Source organism: uncultured Polaribacter sp. (genome assembly GCF_947497695.1).
Taxonomy (GTDB): Bacteria; Bacteroidota; Bacteroidia; order Flavobacteriales; family Flavobacteriaceae; genus Polaribacter.
In genome coordinates this window covers 110,429-126,406 of record NZ_CANMHM010000006.1, presented here as the reverse complement: position 1 = coordinate 126,406, position 15,978 = coordinate 110,429, and the positions used below count along the sequence as shown (strand labels likewise).

At 29.7% G+C, this 15,978-nt stretch carries 13 protein-coding genes; 6 read left to right on the top strand and 7 right to left on the bottom strand.

Going from position 1 to position 15,978, the window contains the following annotated elements; genetic code table 11:
* The first annotated feature begins 13 nt into the window (after window positions 1-13).
* Both Q0731_RS08585 and Q0731_RS08580 read left to right on the top strand, forming a co-directional pair.
* Window positions 14-3,694, top strand: coding sequence for a metallophosphoesterase (locus tag Q0731_RS08585; RefSeq protein ID WP_299062693.1), 3,681 nt, complete (start codon window positions 14-16; stop codon window positions 3,692-3,694).
* Between the two features lie 5 nt (window positions 3,695-3,699).
* Window positions 3,700-4,080 carry a DUF423 domain-containing protein gene (locus tag Q0731_RS08580; RefSeq protein WP_299062690.1) on the top strand — a complete coding sequence of 127 codons (381 nt, stop codon included), beginning with the start codon at window positions 3,700-3,702 and terminating at the stop codon, window positions 4,078-4,080.
* Here the strand turns inward: Q0731_RS08580 and Q0731_RS08575 are convergent.
* The 6 genes from Q0731_RS08575 to Q0731_RS08550 all read right to left on the bottom strand — a co-directional run bounded on the left by Q0731_RS08575 (window position 4,077) and on the right by Q0731_RS08550 (window position 8,400).
* Window positions 4,077-4,925 (bottom strand): hypothetical protein, encoded by an 849-nt coding sequence (locus Q0731_RS08575; RefSeq protein ID WP_299062687.1) that lies wholly within the window; start codon window positions 4,923-4,925, stop codon window positions 4,077-4,079. The two genes, Q0731_RS08580 and Q0731_RS08575, sit on opposite strands and share 4 nt — an antisense overlap.
* Window positions 4,926-5,011: 86 nt before the next feature.
* Window positions 5,012-5,851 (bottom strand): YgcG family protein, encoded by an 840-nt coding sequence (locus tag Q0731_RS08570; RefSeq protein WP_299062683.1) that lies wholly within the window; start codon window positions 5,849-5,851, stop codon window positions 5,012-5,014.
* Window positions 5,851-6,285 (bottom strand): TPM domain-containing protein, encoded by a 435-nt coding sequence (locus Q0731_RS08565; RefSeq protein ID WP_299062680.1) that lies wholly within the window; start codon window positions 6,283-6,285, stop codon window positions 5,851-5,853. The genes Q0731_RS08570 and Q0731_RS08565 overlap by 1 nt, the downstream gene beginning before the upstream one ends.
* Before the next feature lie 5 nt (window positions 6,286-6,290).
* A complete protein-coding gene (locus Q0731_RS08560; protein WP_299062678.1) occupies window positions 6,291-6,899 on the bottom strand; it encodes a LemA family protein in 609 nt (202 codons plus the stop codon).
* 119 nt (window positions 6,900-7,018) lie between these two features.
* Complete coding sequence (locus tag Q0731_RS08555) at window positions 7,019-7,348, bottom strand: MerR family transcriptional regulator (RefSeq protein WP_299062747.1); 330 nt, start codon at window positions 7,346-7,348, stop codon at window positions 7,019-7,021.
* A gap of 83 nt (window positions 7,349-7,431) precedes the next feature.
* On the bottom strand, window positions 7,432-8,400 hold the full coding sequence (locus tag Q0731_RS08550) for a M23 family metallopeptidase (protein WP_299062675.1): 969 nt from the start codon (window positions 8,398-8,400) through the stop codon (window positions 7,432-7,434).
* A 151-nt stretch (window positions 8,401-8,551) separates the two neighbouring features.
* Here Q0731_RS08550 and alaS point away from each other — a divergent pair, with 151 nt between their 5' ends.
* From alaS to Q0731_RS08530, 4 genes are all read left to right on the top strand, one after another.
* On the top strand, window positions 8,552-11,170 hold the full coding sequence (alaS, locus tag Q0731_RS08545) for an alanine--tRNA ligase (RefSeq protein WP_299062672.1): 2,619 nt from the start codon (window positions 8,552-8,554) through the stop codon (window positions 11,168-11,170).
* 121 nt (window positions 11,171-11,291) lie between these two features.
* Window positions 11,292-12,920, top strand: a complete 1,629-nt coding sequence (locus Q0731_RS08540; protein ID WP_299062669.1) for a DUF1800 family protein — start codon at window positions 11,292-11,294, stop codon at window positions 12,918-12,920.
* A gap of 2 nt (window positions 12,921-12,922) precedes the next feature.
* The gene (locus Q0731_RS08535) at window positions 12,923-14,509 is read left to right on the top strand and encodes a DUF1501 domain-containing protein (protein ID WP_299062666.1); all 1,587 of its coding nucleotides are present in this window, start codon (window positions 12,923-12,925) and stop codon (window positions 14,507-14,509) included.
* On the top strand, window positions 14,509-15,459 hold the full coding sequence (locus Q0731_RS08530) for a GSCFA domain-containing protein (RefSeq protein ID WP_299062663.1): 951 nt from the start codon (window positions 14,509-14,511) through the stop codon (window positions 15,457-15,459). The genes Q0731_RS08535 and Q0731_RS08530 overlap by 1 nt, the downstream gene beginning before the upstream one ends.
* Here Q0731_RS08530 and Q0731_RS08525 read toward each other — a convergent pair.
* Window positions 15,456-15,902, bottom strand: a complete 447-nt coding sequence (locus Q0731_RS08525) for a hypothetical protein (protein WP_299062660.1) — start codon at window positions 15,900-15,902, stop codon at window positions 15,456-15,458. The two genes, Q0731_RS08530 and Q0731_RS08525, sit on opposite strands and share 4 nt — an antisense overlap.
* Between the last annotated feature and the right edge of the window lie 76 nt (window positions 15,903-15,978).

Below are 15,978 nucleotides of genomic sequence, written 5' to 3'. Positions count from 1 at the left end.
TAATTTTGCAGCTATGAAAATCTTTAAATATTCATTCTTTTCTTTTCTTTTTTTGTTGATAGCTGCTTGTGCAACTTTAAAAAAGCAAATTGCAAAAAACCAACCTAAAATTATAAAAAAAGATAGTGCTAACATTGAACATACTTTTTATTTAATTGGCGATGCTGGTAATTCTACTTTAACCAAAAATTCTCCTGCTTTAAATTATTTACAAAAACATCTAAAAGGTGCATCAGAAAAATCAACCTTACTTTTTTTAGGAGATAATGTATATGAAACAGGCATCCCAAAGAAAAAATCTAAAAAATATCCTTTAGCAAAAAGAAGAATTGAAGCACAAACCGATGTTGCTAAAAAATTTAACGGAAATTCGATATTTATTCCTGGAAATCATGATTGGTATAATGGATTAGAAGGTTTAAAAAGAGAAGAAAAATTAGTAGAAAAAGCATTGGGTAAAAATTCTTTTTTACCACAAAATGGTTGTCCGCTAAAAAAAGTCAACATCTCTAAAAACATCGTTTTAATTATTGTTGATACTCATTGGTACTTAACAAATTGGGACAAGCACCCAACAATTAATGATGATTGTGAGATTAAAACAAGAACAAAATTCTTGAATGAATTAGAAGGGTTGATAAAAAAAGCAAGAGGTAAAACAACAATTATTGCTTTACACCACCCAATGTTTACCAATGGTTCTCATGGAGGCAAATACTCTTTTAAGAGTCATTTAAGTCCGTTACCAATTTTGGGTTCTGTTAAAAATTTAATCAGAAAAACATCTGGATTGACAAATACAGACGTCCAAAATAAAAAGTACAACACCCTTAGAAAACATATTATTACACTAGCCCAAGAAAACGATAAAACAATTTTTGTTTCTGGTCACGATCATAATTTACAATACATTGTACAAGACAATTTACCACAAATTGTAAGTGGTTCTGGCTCTAAAACAACACCCACAAAATTAAGTGGTAATGCAAAATTTACTTATGGAAACCAAGGTTTTGCAAAACTTAACATATACAAAGATGGGGCTTCTAAGGTACAATTTTATGCTGTAAAAGACGATAAAATTGTATTTGAAACAGGAGTTTTACCAGCTAATACTCAAAAAAATTACACAACATTTCCTAAAAACACACTTGCAGAAAAAAAAGCATCAGTGTACACCAAAGAAGAAGTTAGTAAAAGTAGTTTTTATCAATTTTTATGGGGAAAACGTTATCGCAAATATTTTGGAACGAAAGTAAATGCACCAACTGTAGATTTAGACACCCTTTTTGGAGGATTAAAACCTGTTAGAAAAGGTGGAGGACATCAATCTAAATCGTTAAGATTACGCGATAAAAATGGCAGAGAATATGTAATGCGTGCTTTACGTAAAAATGCTGTACAATATTTGCAGGCTGTTGCTTTTAAAGATCAATATGTAGAAGGGCAATTTAATGATACTGAAACAGAAAATTTATTGAACGATGTTTTTACAGGTTCTCATCCTTATGCTCCTTTTACTATTGGTACTTTAGCTGATGCGATTGGTGTCTATCATACAAACCCTGTTTTATATTACATTCCAAAACAAAATAGTTTGGGTCATTTTAATACAGAATTTGGCAACGAGCTATACATGATTGAAGAACGTGCAGCTTCTGGCCATGGAGACAAAGCTAGCTTTGGTTTTGCTAATAAAGTAATAAGTACAGATGACTTATTAAAGAATTTAAGCAAAAATGAAAATCATCTTATAGATGAAAAAGCCTACATTAAAGCACGTTTGTTTGATATGCTAATTGGAGATTTTGACAGACATGAAGATCAATGGAGATGGGCTGTTTTTAAAGTTGATAAAAAAACCATTTATAGGCCAATTCCTAGAGATAGAGATCAAGCTTTTTCTATTATGGGAGATGGTCTTTTGTTAAAATATGCAACAAATTACATTCCTGCTTTACAAGCCATGAATGCTTATAGTAAAAATATTAAAAACCCAAAAAAATTTAATTTATCTCCTTATCCATTAGACATGTCATTAATTACACAATCAAATAAAAGTGATTGGGACACTCAAGTAAAATTAATTACAAAAAACATTACAGATGCTATTATAGACAAAGCTTTTAAACACTTTCCTACAGAAGTTAATGATGTAACAATACTTGATATTAAGAAAAAACTACAAGGAAGAAGAAATAATTTACAGCAAATTTCTGATACTTACTTTCATGAGATTCAGAAGTTTCAAGTTGTAAAAGGTACTCATAAAGACGATTGGTTTGATATTGAAAGATTAAAAAACGGACAAACTAAAATTACTGCTTACAGAATTAAAAACGGAGAAAAAGGTCCTATTTTTCATCAAAAAGTATACAATAAACTAGAAACTAAAGAAATTTGGATTTATGGGTTGGATGACAAAGATACTTTTGTTGTAAAAGGAACTGCTAAAGATTTGATAAAAATTAGAATTATTGGAGGGCAAAACAATGATACTTATAACATTATAAATGGTAAAAAAATTAAAATTTACGATTATAAATCAAAGAAAAATACTTTTGTAACTAAAAACGGAAGCAAAAAATTAACGGATCATTATCAAACAAATGTATTCGATTACAAAAAGCTTAAAAACAACCAATTTTTTGTAACTCCAACTATGGGTTTTAATCCAGATGATGGACTAAAATTTGGGATTTCTAATACCTACAAAGCTTTTGGTTTTGAGAGAAATCCTTTTACCTCTCAACACACTTTAAACGCTTCTTATTTTTTTGCTACAAATGGTTTTGAGTTTGATTATGCAAGCGCATTTGCCAACGTTTTTAAAAGTTGGAATTTAGGAATAAAAGCAAGGTTTACCAGTCCTAATTTTGCCATCAACTACTTTGGAAAAGGAAACAATTCTACAAATCCAAATGCAAATGGAGCTGAAGATAAAAACTTTAATAGAGTAAGAATAAAAGAATTAAGTACAGGCTCTTTTTTGCATTGGCAGGGAGATTTAGGTGCAAAAATTAAATTTGGGATAAATTATCAAAATTACAAAGTAGAAAAAACAACTGGCAGATTTATAGCTGAATCGTTGCAAGCAAATAATGGAGTTTACAACAATCAAGAATTTATAAATACGGAAGCAAGTTACGAGTTTGAAAATTTTGACAATGAAGCTTTTCCAACAATGGGAATGAGAACCTCTTTAAAAGTAGGATACACATCAAACCTAAACAATAACAATAATTTTGCATATTTAATTCCTTCCATTTCTTTTGATTACAAATTAATTTCTAATGGAAAACTGGTGTTAGCTACCAAAGTAAAAAGTCATTATAATTTTAATAAATCTTATGAGTTTTACCAAGCAGCAAATATTGGAGGAAATGATGGTTTAAGAGGTTATAGAAATCAAAGATTTAACGGTAAAAATTCGTTGTATCAATCAACAGATCTTCGTTTTCTTTTAAGCAAAGTAAAAACAAGTATCGTTCCTCTAAAAATAGGACTTTACAGTGGTTTTGATTATGGTACAGTTTGGGGGCAACAAAACACTACATTTAATAATACACAGTTTAACACTTCAGTTGGAGGTGGTGTATTCTTAAACGCTGCAAATATACTTGTAGGTAATATCGCTGTTTTTAATAGTAATGATGGTGTAAGACTTACCTTTAATTTAGGATTTAATTTTTAAAAAAAATGGATAAAATAGCATTAATTTCAGGAGCAATTTTTGGTTTAACCGCTGTAATTTTTGGTGCATTTGGGGCACATCTTTTAAAGAAAAAATTATCTAAAGAGCAATTACAAAGTTTTGAAACTGGTGTAAAATATCAAATGTATCATGCTATAGTGTTGCTAGTTTTTGGGTCTCAATTCAACTCTCTAACTGCAATTAACAATTATATTATCTATGTATTTATTGTAGGGATAATTCTGTTTTCATTTTCTATTTATGGATTGGTTATTTCATCTGCAAATAACAAAAAAATGAAGTTTTTAGGACCAATTACACCTTTGGGAGGTTTGCTTTTGGTTTTAGGTTGGGGTTTGTTAATTTATAAATTTGCAAGTCTTTAAATCTTCAACTCATAAAAATTACCTCCAACTCCATGAGCTTTTTCATCTGTAATTAGTAAAACATCATTGGTTTTAAATGTAATTCCTTCTTTTTGAGAAGTATGATTTAAAGTGATTTCTGTTACTTTTCCTGATAAAAAATCGTCATTTTTATAATCAGAAAAAACAAGAACAGATGAAGGAGAAAGCAAAGCTACTTTACTACCATCTTGAGAAATATCTGCAGAAGTAATCCAACAATCCATTTCTTTACAATGATTAAATTCTGATATAAACACTGCTTTATGATTCCCTTTTACAGCAGGAATTTTATACAATGATGTTTTACCGAATTTACTTTTAACCCTACTTTTAGTAAAAATATAAAAGAAGTTATTAAAATAGAAAAATGATTCTGCATCATAATAATACTGCTTCTTTTTAGGAGGAAATTTTGTTTGATTTGGGTAATAAAACTTAATTTTATCTACTGCTATCTTTTTAGATTTTGATACATCTTTATGCTTCACTTTTAAAATAACAAGGTTTTTTCTTTTACATTCATTATTTCCAAAATCGCCAATATAAATATTTCCTTTATCATCAGATGTTAAATCTTCCCAATCGTTATTTTTTGCTTTTATTGTTAACTCTTTTTTAATTTTACCTTTTTGGGTAACTCCATATATTTTTGATTTATTTCCACTGTCATTTAGCATCCAAATTAAATCAGATTTAGCAACTATTTCTGTCCCTGAAACTTCTTCTAAGTCATTAGGTAAACTAGCAATTAATTGTAGCTTCCCAAAATTTTGACAACTAACACACAATAAGAAACTGAAAATAACCGCTATTTTTTTTATCATTTTTAAATATATTAAAAACCCTTCAGAATAAAAATCTGAAGGGTTTATTTTATGTTTATCTATTTATTTTTATAGAAAAATAGAGTTTACCAACCTCCAGAAGCTCCTCCACCACCAAAGCTTCCTCCTCCAAAGCCACCTCCAAAACCACCAGAAGAACCTCCAAAACCTCCTCCAGAAGAACCAAAACCACCACCAAAACTTCCTCCACGTCTACCAGCATTGCTTAAAATAATGGTATCTAAAATAGAACCGCTACTAAAACGTTTACCTCTACTTCCGTTATTTTTATTTCCTCTAGAAATTAAAATAAAAATGATGAAAACTATAATGATAAAAATAATAATTCCTGGATCAAAACCTTCTGATTTCACTTTACGTGTTCCTTTAAATTCTCCGTTTAAAGTTTTAAATATATAATCTGAACCTTTGTTTAATCCGCTATAATAATCTCCTTTTTTAAACTCAGGAATAATGACTCTTTCAATAATTCTTTTCGATTGAAAATCTGTTAATAAGTGTTCTGTACCTTTCCCTGTTTGTATGGTTATTTTTCTGTCGTTTTTTGCCAATAGCATTAAAACACCATTATCTTCTTTAGCTTGTCCAATACCCCATTTTTCGCCCCAATTCGCAGCTAAATAAGCAATATTTTCTCCTTGAGTAGAAGCAATAATAGCCACTACAATTTGTGTGGATGTTGTGTCTGAATATCGAACTAATTTGTTTTCTAAAGTCGTTTTTTGGTAGGGTGTTAATAACTCAATATAGTCATAAACACTCGTTTGAAATTTTGGTTTTTCAGGAATTGTATAGCCTTGAGAAAAGGAGTTTAAAGAAAGTACAAATACAAAAATTAACAACAATTTTTTTGATAAAATTGCTGACGGAAAACTGCTTATTGAAAACTGCTTACTAATCATCATTATTTAGAAATTTCATTAGAAAGTTCATTTTCATCATCAGTTTGCCAAGGAAAATGACTTTGTAGTTCTTCTCCTGCTTTTAAAATTCCATCAACAATTCCTTGTTTAAAATTACCTTCTTTAAAATGATTTTGTATTACATCTTTGGTAGCATCCCAAAAATCTTTAGAAACAACTTCATTGATTCCTTTATCGCCATAAATAACAAACTTTTTATCTTTTACAGCAACATAAATCAATACGCCATTTTGATCTTTTGTATTGTTCATTTTTAACAGATAAAATACTTCTAAGGCACGTTCATTATGATTTTTCTCTGAATGAGCTTCAATATGAACGCGTATTTCGCCAGAAGTATTTTTTTCTGCAACTCTAATCGCAGAAATAATTTCTTGTTCTTCTTCAGGAGAAAGAAATGCTTCTACTTTAGACATTTATATTAGTTTTTATTTTTGAAATCGAAATTAACATCTGGTGCATTTTCAGAACCAGCATTTGCTTTATAACGATTCATTTCATCAAAATTAAACAAACCTGCTAACAAAGAATTTGGAAAGACTTTTATATGTTTGTTATACTTATTTACACCTTCATTAAAACGATCTCTAGCAACATTAATTCTATTTTCTGTACCTTCTAATTGACTTTGTAATTCTAAGAAATTAGCATTTGCTTTTAAATCAGGATAACGTTCTACAGAAACTAATAATTTAGATAATGCTCCACTCATACCAGCTTGAGCTTGTTGAAACTGAGCCATTTTTTCTGGTGTTAAATCTCCTGCATTAATATTTACAGAGGTTGCTTTTGCCCTTGCATTAATTACATCTGTTAAAGTTTCTTTTTCAAAATCTGCTGCTCCTTGAACTGTTTTTACCAAATTGCCAATTAAATCGTTTCTACGTTGGTAAGAACTTTCTACATTAGACCAAGTTGTTTTTGCATCTTCTTGTAAAACAACTGCTGTGTTATTAAATCCTTTTCCGAAATTGTAAATAACGTAGCCAAACACTAAAATAGCTATAATGTAAATTACTTTTTTACTCATGATTCTAAATTTTAAGTTTTGATTGATTGATTTTTGTTATACAATAGTACCCAATATTGTTGAGAATATAAAAGATATTGTTACCTATCCTGTAATTAGAGACTATATTAGAAAAAATATTAGAGTTGATCTTTAATTTTATTCAATTCTGCCTTTACTACTTCTAATCTGCTGATAATATCAAAATTACTAACAGTAGTTTCTGGGTTTTCTTTTAATTTTTGTTTTGCACCATCCAAAGTAAAACCTCTTTCTTTTACTAGATTAAATATTAATTTAAAGTTTTTAACATCCTCTTGTGTAAACAAACGATTTCCTTTTGCATTTTTTTTTGGTTTGATAATGTCAAACTCTTTTTCCCAAAAACGTACCAAAGATGTATTTACGTCAAATGCCTTTGCAACTTCGCCTATTTTGTAATACCTCTTTTCTGGTAAATCTACATACATAATTGTATAATTGTGTAATTGTGTAATTGTGTAATTGTGTAATTGCAAATACGATTCAACAATTAAACAATTACACAAATTTATTAGTCATAAGACTGCCCTTCTTCTTCAGAGGCCTTCTGCATTGCTGCAAACTCTTCTGGAGTTAAATCGCCATAATAGAAATTGATAGGGTTAACAGCTCTGCCATTTTTATGAACTTCATAATGTAAATGAGAAGAAACAGATCTACCTGTATTACCAACATATCCAATTAAGTCTCCACGTTTTACTTTGCTTCCTTTTCTAGCTTTCATCCTACTCATGTGGGCATAAATAGTTTTATATCCATAACCATGATCAATATAAACAACATTTCCATAAGTGGCACTTCTTTCTGCTCTTGTAACAGTTCCGTTTCCAGAAGCATAAATTGGTGTTCCAATTGCTGCTGTAAAATCCATTCCTTTATGAAATTTTCTAATTTTTAAAATGGGGTGCATTCTCATACTAAATCCAGATGCCATTCTTGTTAAATCTTTTAACTCAACTGGTAAAATTGCAGGTATAGAAGCTAACATTTTTTCTTTTTCTTTGGCTAGTGCAACTATTTCATCTAAAGATTTAGACTGTACAACCAATTGTTTAGAAAGTACATCAATATCTTTTGTTAGTTTTGTAATCATGGTTGAGTTCTCAAAACCATCTAAGTATTGATACCTATTTACGCCCCCAAAACCTGCTTTTCTTTGTTCATCAGGTATTGGATTTGCTTCAAAATAAATTCGGTAAATATTATTATCTCGCTCTTGAAGTTCTGCTAAAATTGATGCTCCTTCTTGCATTCGTCTAGAGAGTAACTCATAATGCAATTTTAAGTTTTCTAACTCTCGTTTTTGTGCACGTTCTGTGGGTGACATAATAAACTGACTAAAAACAATAAAACCTATCAATGCCGTTAAAAAAACAGCTAAAATTCCGAAAACAGTTTTCTTATAATAATCACCTTTATTTACAGTAATTTTCCTGTAAGAAAGAGTGTCTGCATCGTAATAATATTTTACTTTTGCCATAATGGGAATTATATTATTTTTGTGCTCTTAAATGAGTGTATTATATTTGGTAGCTCTCAAATTTACAAAATGTTTTGTAACTGTCTTTTTTTTAGCAGTTCTTTTTAAAAATAATTTAACATAATTCAACCTTGTTGGAAACCACTATTCTATGAAATCACAAGACGTACGTGCTACATTTTTAAACTTTTTTAAAGAAAAAGAACATCTAATTGTTCCTTCTTCTCCTATGGTTACAAAAGATGATCCAACTTTACTATTTGTTAATTCTGGAATGGCACCTTTTAAAGAATATTTTTTAGGCAACGGAGTTCCAAAAAAGAATAGAATATCAGATTCTCAAAAATGTTTACGTGTTTCTGGTAAACATAACGATTTAGAGGAAGTTGGTTATGACACCTATCATCATACGTTATTTGAAATGTTGGGCAATTGGTCTTTTGGCGATTATTTTAAAGAAGAAGCAATTGCTTGGGCTTGGGAATTATTGACTGAGGTATACAAAATTGACAAAGATATTTTATATGTAACCGTTTTTGAAGGCTCTGAAGATGCTGACAATTTAAAAATGGACACTGAAGCTTTTGACATCTGGAAAAAACTGATTCCTGAAGACCGAATTTTAAAAGGAAATAAAAAAGATAATTTTTGGGAAATGGGAGATCAAGGACCTTGTGGACCTTGTTCTGAAATTCATGTTGATATTCGTTCTGCAGAAGAAAAAGCAAAAATTGACGGACGTACTTTGATTAATGAAGACCACCCTCATGTTGTGGAAATATGGAACCTTGTTTTTATGCAATACAATCGTAAAGCCAATGGAAAACTAATAGATTTACCAAATAAGCATATTGATACAGGAATGGGTTTTGAACGTTTGTGTATGGTTTTACAAAACGTGCAATCTAATTATGATACTGATGTTTTTACCCCACTAATTAGAGAAATAGAAACAATTACCAATGTAAAATATGGTAAAAAATTAGAACAAGATATAGCTACTCGTGTAATATCTGATCATGTTAGAGCTGTCGCTTTTTCTATTGCTGATGGACAATTACCAAGCAATACAGGAGCAGGCTATGTGATTAGAAGGATTTTAAGAAGAGCAGTTCGTTATGGTTTTACCTTTTTAAACAAAAAAGAACCTTTTATTTATAGATTGGTTGATGTTTTAAGTAAAAAAATGGGCAATGCTTTCCCTGAATTAAAAGTACAAAAACAATTAATTGAAAACGTTATTAGAGAAGAAGAAACTTCATTTTTAAGAACTTTAGACCAAGGTTTATTACTATTGGATGGCATTATTTCATCTTCAAAATCAAAAGAAATTTCTGGCGAAAAAGTATTTGAATTGTTTGATACTTTTGGATTTCCTGTTGATTTAACTGCCTTAATTTTATCTGAAAAGGGATATACTTTAGATGAAAAAGGGTTTCAAGACAAACTTCAAAAACAAAAAAACAGATCTAGAGCTGCCAGTGAAACATCAACAGAAGACTGGATTATTTTAGTTGATGATTCTGTGCAAGAATTTATTGGTTATGATACTTTAGAGGCAAATGTAAAAATTACAAGATACAGAAAAGTAACGTCTAAAAAAGACGGAGAAATGTATCAGCTCGTTTTTAACTTAACTCCTTTTTACCCAGAAGGTGGAGGACAAGTTGGTGATAAAGGATATTTAGAAACTATACAAGGAGATGTTTTATATATCTTAGATACCAAGAAAGAAAACAATGTTATCATACATTTTACAAAAAACTTACCCAAACATTTAAATGAAAATTTTAAAGCGGTAGTAGATAAAAAACAACGTAACAGAACTGAATGCAACCACACAGCAACCCATCTTTTACACCAAGCATTAAGAGAAATTCTAGGAACACATGTTGAGCAAAAAGGATCTGCCGTACATTCTAAGTATTTACGTTTTGATTTTTCACACTTTTCTAAATTAACTGTAGATGAATTACGTGATATAGAAAATTTTGTAAATGCAAGAATCGCAGGGAAACTTGCTCTAGAAGAAAATAGAAATATCACTATGGAAAAAGCAATTGCAGATGGAGCAATGGCTTTATTTGGAGAAAAATATGGCGATACAGTAAGAGCCATAAAATTCGGTAAATCTATTGAACTTTGTGGCGGAACACATGTAAAAAACACTGGCGATATTTGGCATTTTAAAATCAAATCTGAAGGTGCTGTAGCATCAGGAATTAGAAGAATTGAAGCCATAACAAATGATGCTGTTAAAGATTTCTACTCAGAAAACAATAAAACTTTATTTGAAATTAAAGACTTACTAAACAACGCTAAAGAACCTGTAAAAGCTGTACAAAAACTACAAGAGGATAATACTGCATTACAAAAACAAGTTGAACAATTGTTAAGAGATAAAGCTAAAAATTTATCTAGTGAATTAAAAAACCAACTACAACAAATAAATGGTGTTCAGTTTTTAGCAACCAAAATAGATTTAGACCCAAATGGAATAAAAAACCTTGCTTTTGAAATTGGAAAAGAGCATCAGAATTTATTTTTATTATTTGGTGCTGCTCCATCCAAAGAAAAAGCAATGTTAACTTGTTATATTTCTAAAGAATTAGCAAATGAACGTGGTTATGATGCTGGTAAAGTAGTGAGAGAATTGGGTAAATTAATTCACGGTGGTGGAGGTGGACAAAATTTCTTTGCTACTGCTGGAGGTAAAAATCCTGCAGGAATTACAAAAGCTCTAGAAAGTGCTAAAGATTATTTGGTCTAAACTTTAAACCTTTTTAAATTATAAAGGTCTAACAACCACAAAATCAATATTTGTGGTTTCAAATAATTTAGATTAAATTTGAGACGATACAATATTGGTTTTCATCAATTTAAACTAAACTATGCCATATTTAGCACCTTATTCTGGTAATTTCTCTTCCAAAGAAGCAAGACACCTATTAAATAGAACTTCTTTCGGTGTAACACAAGATTTGGTTAAAACTTCTGTTTCATTAGGCTTAACAGCTACAATAAACAAACTTTTTGAAGAAAAACCTTTACCAAGTCCGCCTTTAAAATATCAATTTGATGGCACTAACAATAGAAATGATGAAATAAATGACCCTGGAGCAAATTACGGGGAGACTTGGGTAAATGCACCTGCATATCCAGAAATTTCTGCTGGTGAAAGTAGACCTAAAATTTATAGATCTAGAAATCGATCACTATATGCTTGGTCTTTTCTGCAAATGCAAGATGCAGAAATGTCTATTAGAGAAAAACTAACTCTTTTTTGGCACAATCATTTTGTGTCAGAAAACATAAACCCACACAGAGAATATTACTACATGAATGTTTTACGAGCCAACTCCTTAAAAAATTTTAAAGAGCTCGTAAAACAAATAACTGTAGACCCAAACATGCTCATTTATTTGAGTGGCAATCAAAATTCTGATGCTGCCCCAAATGAAAATTACTCTAGAGAATTATTAGAACTTTTTACGATTGGAAAAGGGATTGCTTTGGGTAATGGAGATTATACAAATTATACAGAAGATGATGTTCTAGCAATCTCTAAAGTACTAACTGGTTGGAGATCGAGAGGTTTAGCTCATACAGATACACTAAATGCCTATTTTACAAATAATAGACATACAAAAGGTGACAAAGTACTTTCTCATCGATTTAATAATGCTGTAATTTCTGAAAATGGCGAGAATGAGTACAAAGATTTAATTGATAAAATTTTTGAACAAGATGAATGCTCTAGATTTATAACTAGAAAACTTTATAAATGGTTTATCAGTGCAGAAATATCCACAGAAATTGAAACGAATGTTATTGAACCTTTGGCCGAAATAATTAGGAATAACAACTATGACATCGTTCCTGCTTTAAAAACATTACTTTCATCAGAACATTTCTTTGAAAACACGTTTTGTATGGTAAAAAGTCCTATTGATTTAATGTTTTCTGTTACAAAATCATTATTGGTTACAGCTCCAAAAATTTCAGTAAATTTAGAATATAGTTTTGCTTTGGTCTTGTATTTAGCGGCTACAGATTTAAACCAATCTATATTCCATCATCCAGATGTTGCTGGTTGGAAAGCCTATTACCAAGAACCTTTATTTTATAAAAGTTGGATAAATAGTTATTTATTACCTAAAAGATTAGACTATTGTAGAATAATTGTTACTGGAGGTGATTTAGTGATTGATGAAAAAAAATATACAGTACCTGCTTTAGTACCCGTTTTATTAATTGCTTCTAAAATTACAAATGCAGAAAATCCAAATGTTTTAATAACTGAGTTATCTAACCAATTATTTAATTACCCAATTGCACAACAACAGATAGACGCTCTAAAAGACATTTTAATTCCTGGTTTACCCGATTTTGAATGGACAGTAGAATACACAAATTTTTTAAGCAACCCAACTGATGAAGCGATGCGAATTTCTGTTGAAAATAAGTTAAGAAATTTAATTGCAGTTATGGTACAAATGTCTGAATTTCAAATAATGTAATCATGAAGAAGTCAACAAAATTAAATAGAAGAGATTTTATAAAATTAAGTACCCTTGCTACTGCTTCTTTGCCAATAACATTGAGTGGTTTCCCATTATTTGCTAGCGAAAAACCAGCTGAATATCAGTTATCTGAAGACAATGAAAACATATTAGTTTTAATACAATTACAAGGTGGTAATGATGGTTTGAATACCGTTTTTAACCTAAACCAATATGATAATTTACAAAGTGTTCGCTCTAACATTATTATACCAGAAGCCAATTTATTATCGTTAAATAATGACACAGCATTACACCCCTCCTTATCAGGAATAAAAGGTATTTGGGATCGAGAAAAATTATCTATCATACAAAATGTTGGATATCCAGATCAAAACAGATCCCATTTTAGATCTACAGATATCTGGAATTCTGCTTCTAGTTCAGATGAATATATTTCTTCTGGTTGGATTGGTCGATTTTTTAACGAAAACCATGCAGAATATCCAGAAAATTATCCAAATACAGAAAATTCAGATCCTTTTGCCATTACTTTAGGTAAAGTTGTTTCAGAAACTTGCCAAGGTCCTAATACTAATTTTTCAATGGCAGTATCAGATCCAGACAACCCAGGAACTGCATTGGTTTCTAATACAGGAGCTATACCTAATAATTGTTATGGAGATACATTAACTTTTATAAATGATACTATTGCACAAACAAATGCATATTCAGAGGTTATTGCAAATGCATCTAACAAAGGCAATAATTTATCTACTAAATATGAAAACAGTAATGACAATAAATTAGCCGGAAAGTTAAAAAATGTTGCAAAATTAATTTCTGGCGGATTAAAAACCAAAGTATATATTGTTCAATTAGGTGGTTTTGATACGCATGACAATCAAACAGAAGAAGGCAAACCAACAGAAGGAAGACATAGTGATTTATTAAACGAATTATCTGAAGCAATTGCAGCTTTTCAAGAAGATTTAGAATTGTTAAACATCGATGACAAAGTTATTGGAATGACGTATTCTGAATTTGGAAGAAGAATTCGTTCTAACGCTGGTTTAGGTACAGATCATGGTACAGCAGCTCCTTTATTTTTATTTGGTAATTGTGCTAAAACCCAAATTTTGGGCGATGCACCAGAAATTGATACTGAAGTAGATATAAAAGAAGGCGTGCAAATGCAATATGATTTTAGAAACATTTACAGTACTGTTTTAACAGATTGGTTGGGTGCAACAAAACAAGAATCTAATTCGGTTTTATTTGATGAATTTGATGCTTTACCTATTTTTAAAGAAAGCTGTACTGCTGCACTCTCTACAGATGATTTTCTTTTAGAAGAATTGAAAATTAATGTCTATCCAAATCCTGCAATAGATAGTATTAATATTGGGTTCTTAGGTAACAATAAAAATGTAAAAATTACATTGTATAATAGCATTGGTGCTACTGTAAAACAGATTACAAATAAAAAATACAGTGCTATACCACATACTCTAAAGGTTGATATACAGCAGTTACCACAAGGAAATTATTTTATACATTATCAATCTAAAGGTGTTTCTAAAACTAAAAAAGTATTGAAGTATTAATGAATCTTCAAACCAAAATAAAACTAAAAAAAGTATCTCAAAACCAAATAAGCTATAGTTCTAAAGTTTTGCTTTTAGGGTCTTGTTTTTCAGAAAATATTGGTAATAAATTCAATTATTTTAAATTTCGAGCGAACCAAAATCCCTTTGGTATTCTTTTTCATACAAAAGCAATTGAAAACCTAATTACAAATGCAATCCATAAAAAAGAATACAAAGAGGAAGATTTAGTTTTTCAAAATGAACGTTGGCATTGTTTTGATGCTCATTCTAGTTTTAGTTCTGTTGATAAAAATGCAATATTAGAGCGTCTAAATTCGAGAATTTTATCAACAAAAAAACAATTAGAAGAAGCGAATCATATCATCATAACATTAGGAACTTCTTGGGTATATCGTTTTGAAGAAACAGCTACAATCGTTGCAAATTGCCATAAAATTCCTCAAAAAAAATTCCTTAAAAAGTTGTTATCTGTTGATGAAATTGGCCATAGTTTAGAAATGATAACATCAGGTATCAGATCAATCAATAAAAATGTAACTATTATTTTTACAGTTTCTCCTGTTCGTCATTTAAAAGACGGTTTTGTAGAAAATAAGCTAAGTAAATCGCACTTAATTACTGCCATTCATCAACTTCTTAAGAATCAAAATGTATCCTATTTTCCATCTTATGAAATTATGATGGATGAATTAAGGGATTATCGCTTTTATGCAGAAGATATGATTCATCCAAACAATATTGCAATCAATTATATTTGGGAACAATTTATCATGACTTGGTTTTCAGAAAAAACAATATCAATAATGAAAGAAATTGAGATCATTCAAAAAGGAATTTCTCATAAACCATTTCATGAAAATTCTGAGCAACATCAATTTTTTTTAAAAAATTTAGAAGAAAAAATTATCAAAATAAAACAAGAAATTCCTTTTCTAAATTTTAATTAATAAGCTACATCTGTAAATTTCGCACTTACCACATAATTAAAAGCTTGACTATTGTTGTTACTTTCTGCATTAAAATCAAAATGACCAGACATTAATCTGTTCTGCTCATCTAGCTTTGTAATCAAAAAAAGACCAGAATTGACTTTATTTAGATTGTTAAACCAAATACTAACTTCTCCTTTAGCATATTGATAAGTAGTGTTCACTTTAATATCTTTTTCATTAATTAAAAGATCTAAACTTCCTGTTGAATAACCAAAACCAATTTCTAATCTACCTGCTTTTACCTTAGACTTTGCAAAAGAGCAATGTTCTTTATTATTTATTTTAATAGTTGAGTTTTTATCACATGAAAATGATGGCTCTTCTTCATCTAAAATATTGCAAGAACTAATTAGGAATAGTAAACTGAAAAGTAATAAAATGTTTTTTCTCTTTTTCATAACAATTGTTTTTATTTATATTTTACAAAGTTCAAAAAAAATATTTTTTTAAAAAATACGTCGTTTCCCGTATTTT

Excerpts from the sequence above, each read along its gene's own strand:
- Q0731_RS08585 (WP_299062693.1), top strand. The coding sequence starts at position 14 with ATGAAAATCTTTAAATATTCATTCTTTTCTTTTCTTTTTTTGTTGATA.
- Q0731_RS08580 (WP_299062690.1), top strand. The coding sequence starts at position 3,700 with ATGGATAAAATAGCATTAATTTCAGGAGCAATTTTTGGTTTAACCGCT.
- Q0731_RS08575 (WP_299062687.1), bottom strand. The coding sequence starts at position 4,925 with ATGATAAAAAAAATAGCGGTTATTTTCAGTTTCTTATTGTGTGTTAGT.
- Q0731_RS08570 (WP_299062683.1), bottom strand. The coding sequence starts at position 5,851 with ATGATGATTAGTAAGCAGTTTTCAATAAGCAGTTTTCCGTCAGCAATT.
- Q0731_RS08565 (WP_299062680.1), bottom strand. The coding sequence starts at position 6,285 with ATGTCTAAAGTAGAAGCATTTCTTTCTCCTGAAGAAGAACAAGAAATT.
- Q0731_RS08560 (WP_299062678.1), bottom strand. The coding sequence starts at position 6,899 with ATGAGTAAAAAAGTAATTTACATTATAGCTATTTTAGTGTTTGGCTAC.
- Q0731_RS08555 (WP_299062747.1), bottom strand. The coding sequence starts at position 7,348 with ATGTATGTAGATTTACCAGAAAAGAGGTATTACAAAATAGGCGAAGTT.
- Q0731_RS08550 (WP_299062675.1), bottom strand. The coding sequence starts at position 8,400 with ATGGCAAAAGTAAAATATTATTACGATGCAGACACTCTTTCTTACAGG.
- alaS (WP_299062672.1), top strand. The coding sequence starts at position 8,552 with ATGAAATCACAAGACGTACGTGCTACATTTTTAAACTTTTTTAAAGAA.
- Q0731_RS08540 (WP_299062669.1), top strand. The coding sequence starts at position 11,292 with ATGCCATATTTAGCACCTTATTCTGGTAATTTCTCTTCCAAAGAAGCA.
- Q0731_RS08535 (WP_299062666.1), top strand. The coding sequence starts at position 12,923 with ATGAAGAAGTCAACAAAATTAAATAGAAGAGATTTTATAAAATTAAGT.
- Q0731_RS08530 (WP_299062663.1), top strand. The coding sequence starts at position 14,509 with ATGAATCTTCAAACCAAAATAAAACTAAAAAAAGTATCTCAAAACCAA.
- Q0731_RS08525 (WP_299062660.1), bottom strand. The coding sequence starts at position 15,902 with ATGAAAAAGAGAAAAAACATTTTATTACTTTTCAGTTTACTATTCCTA.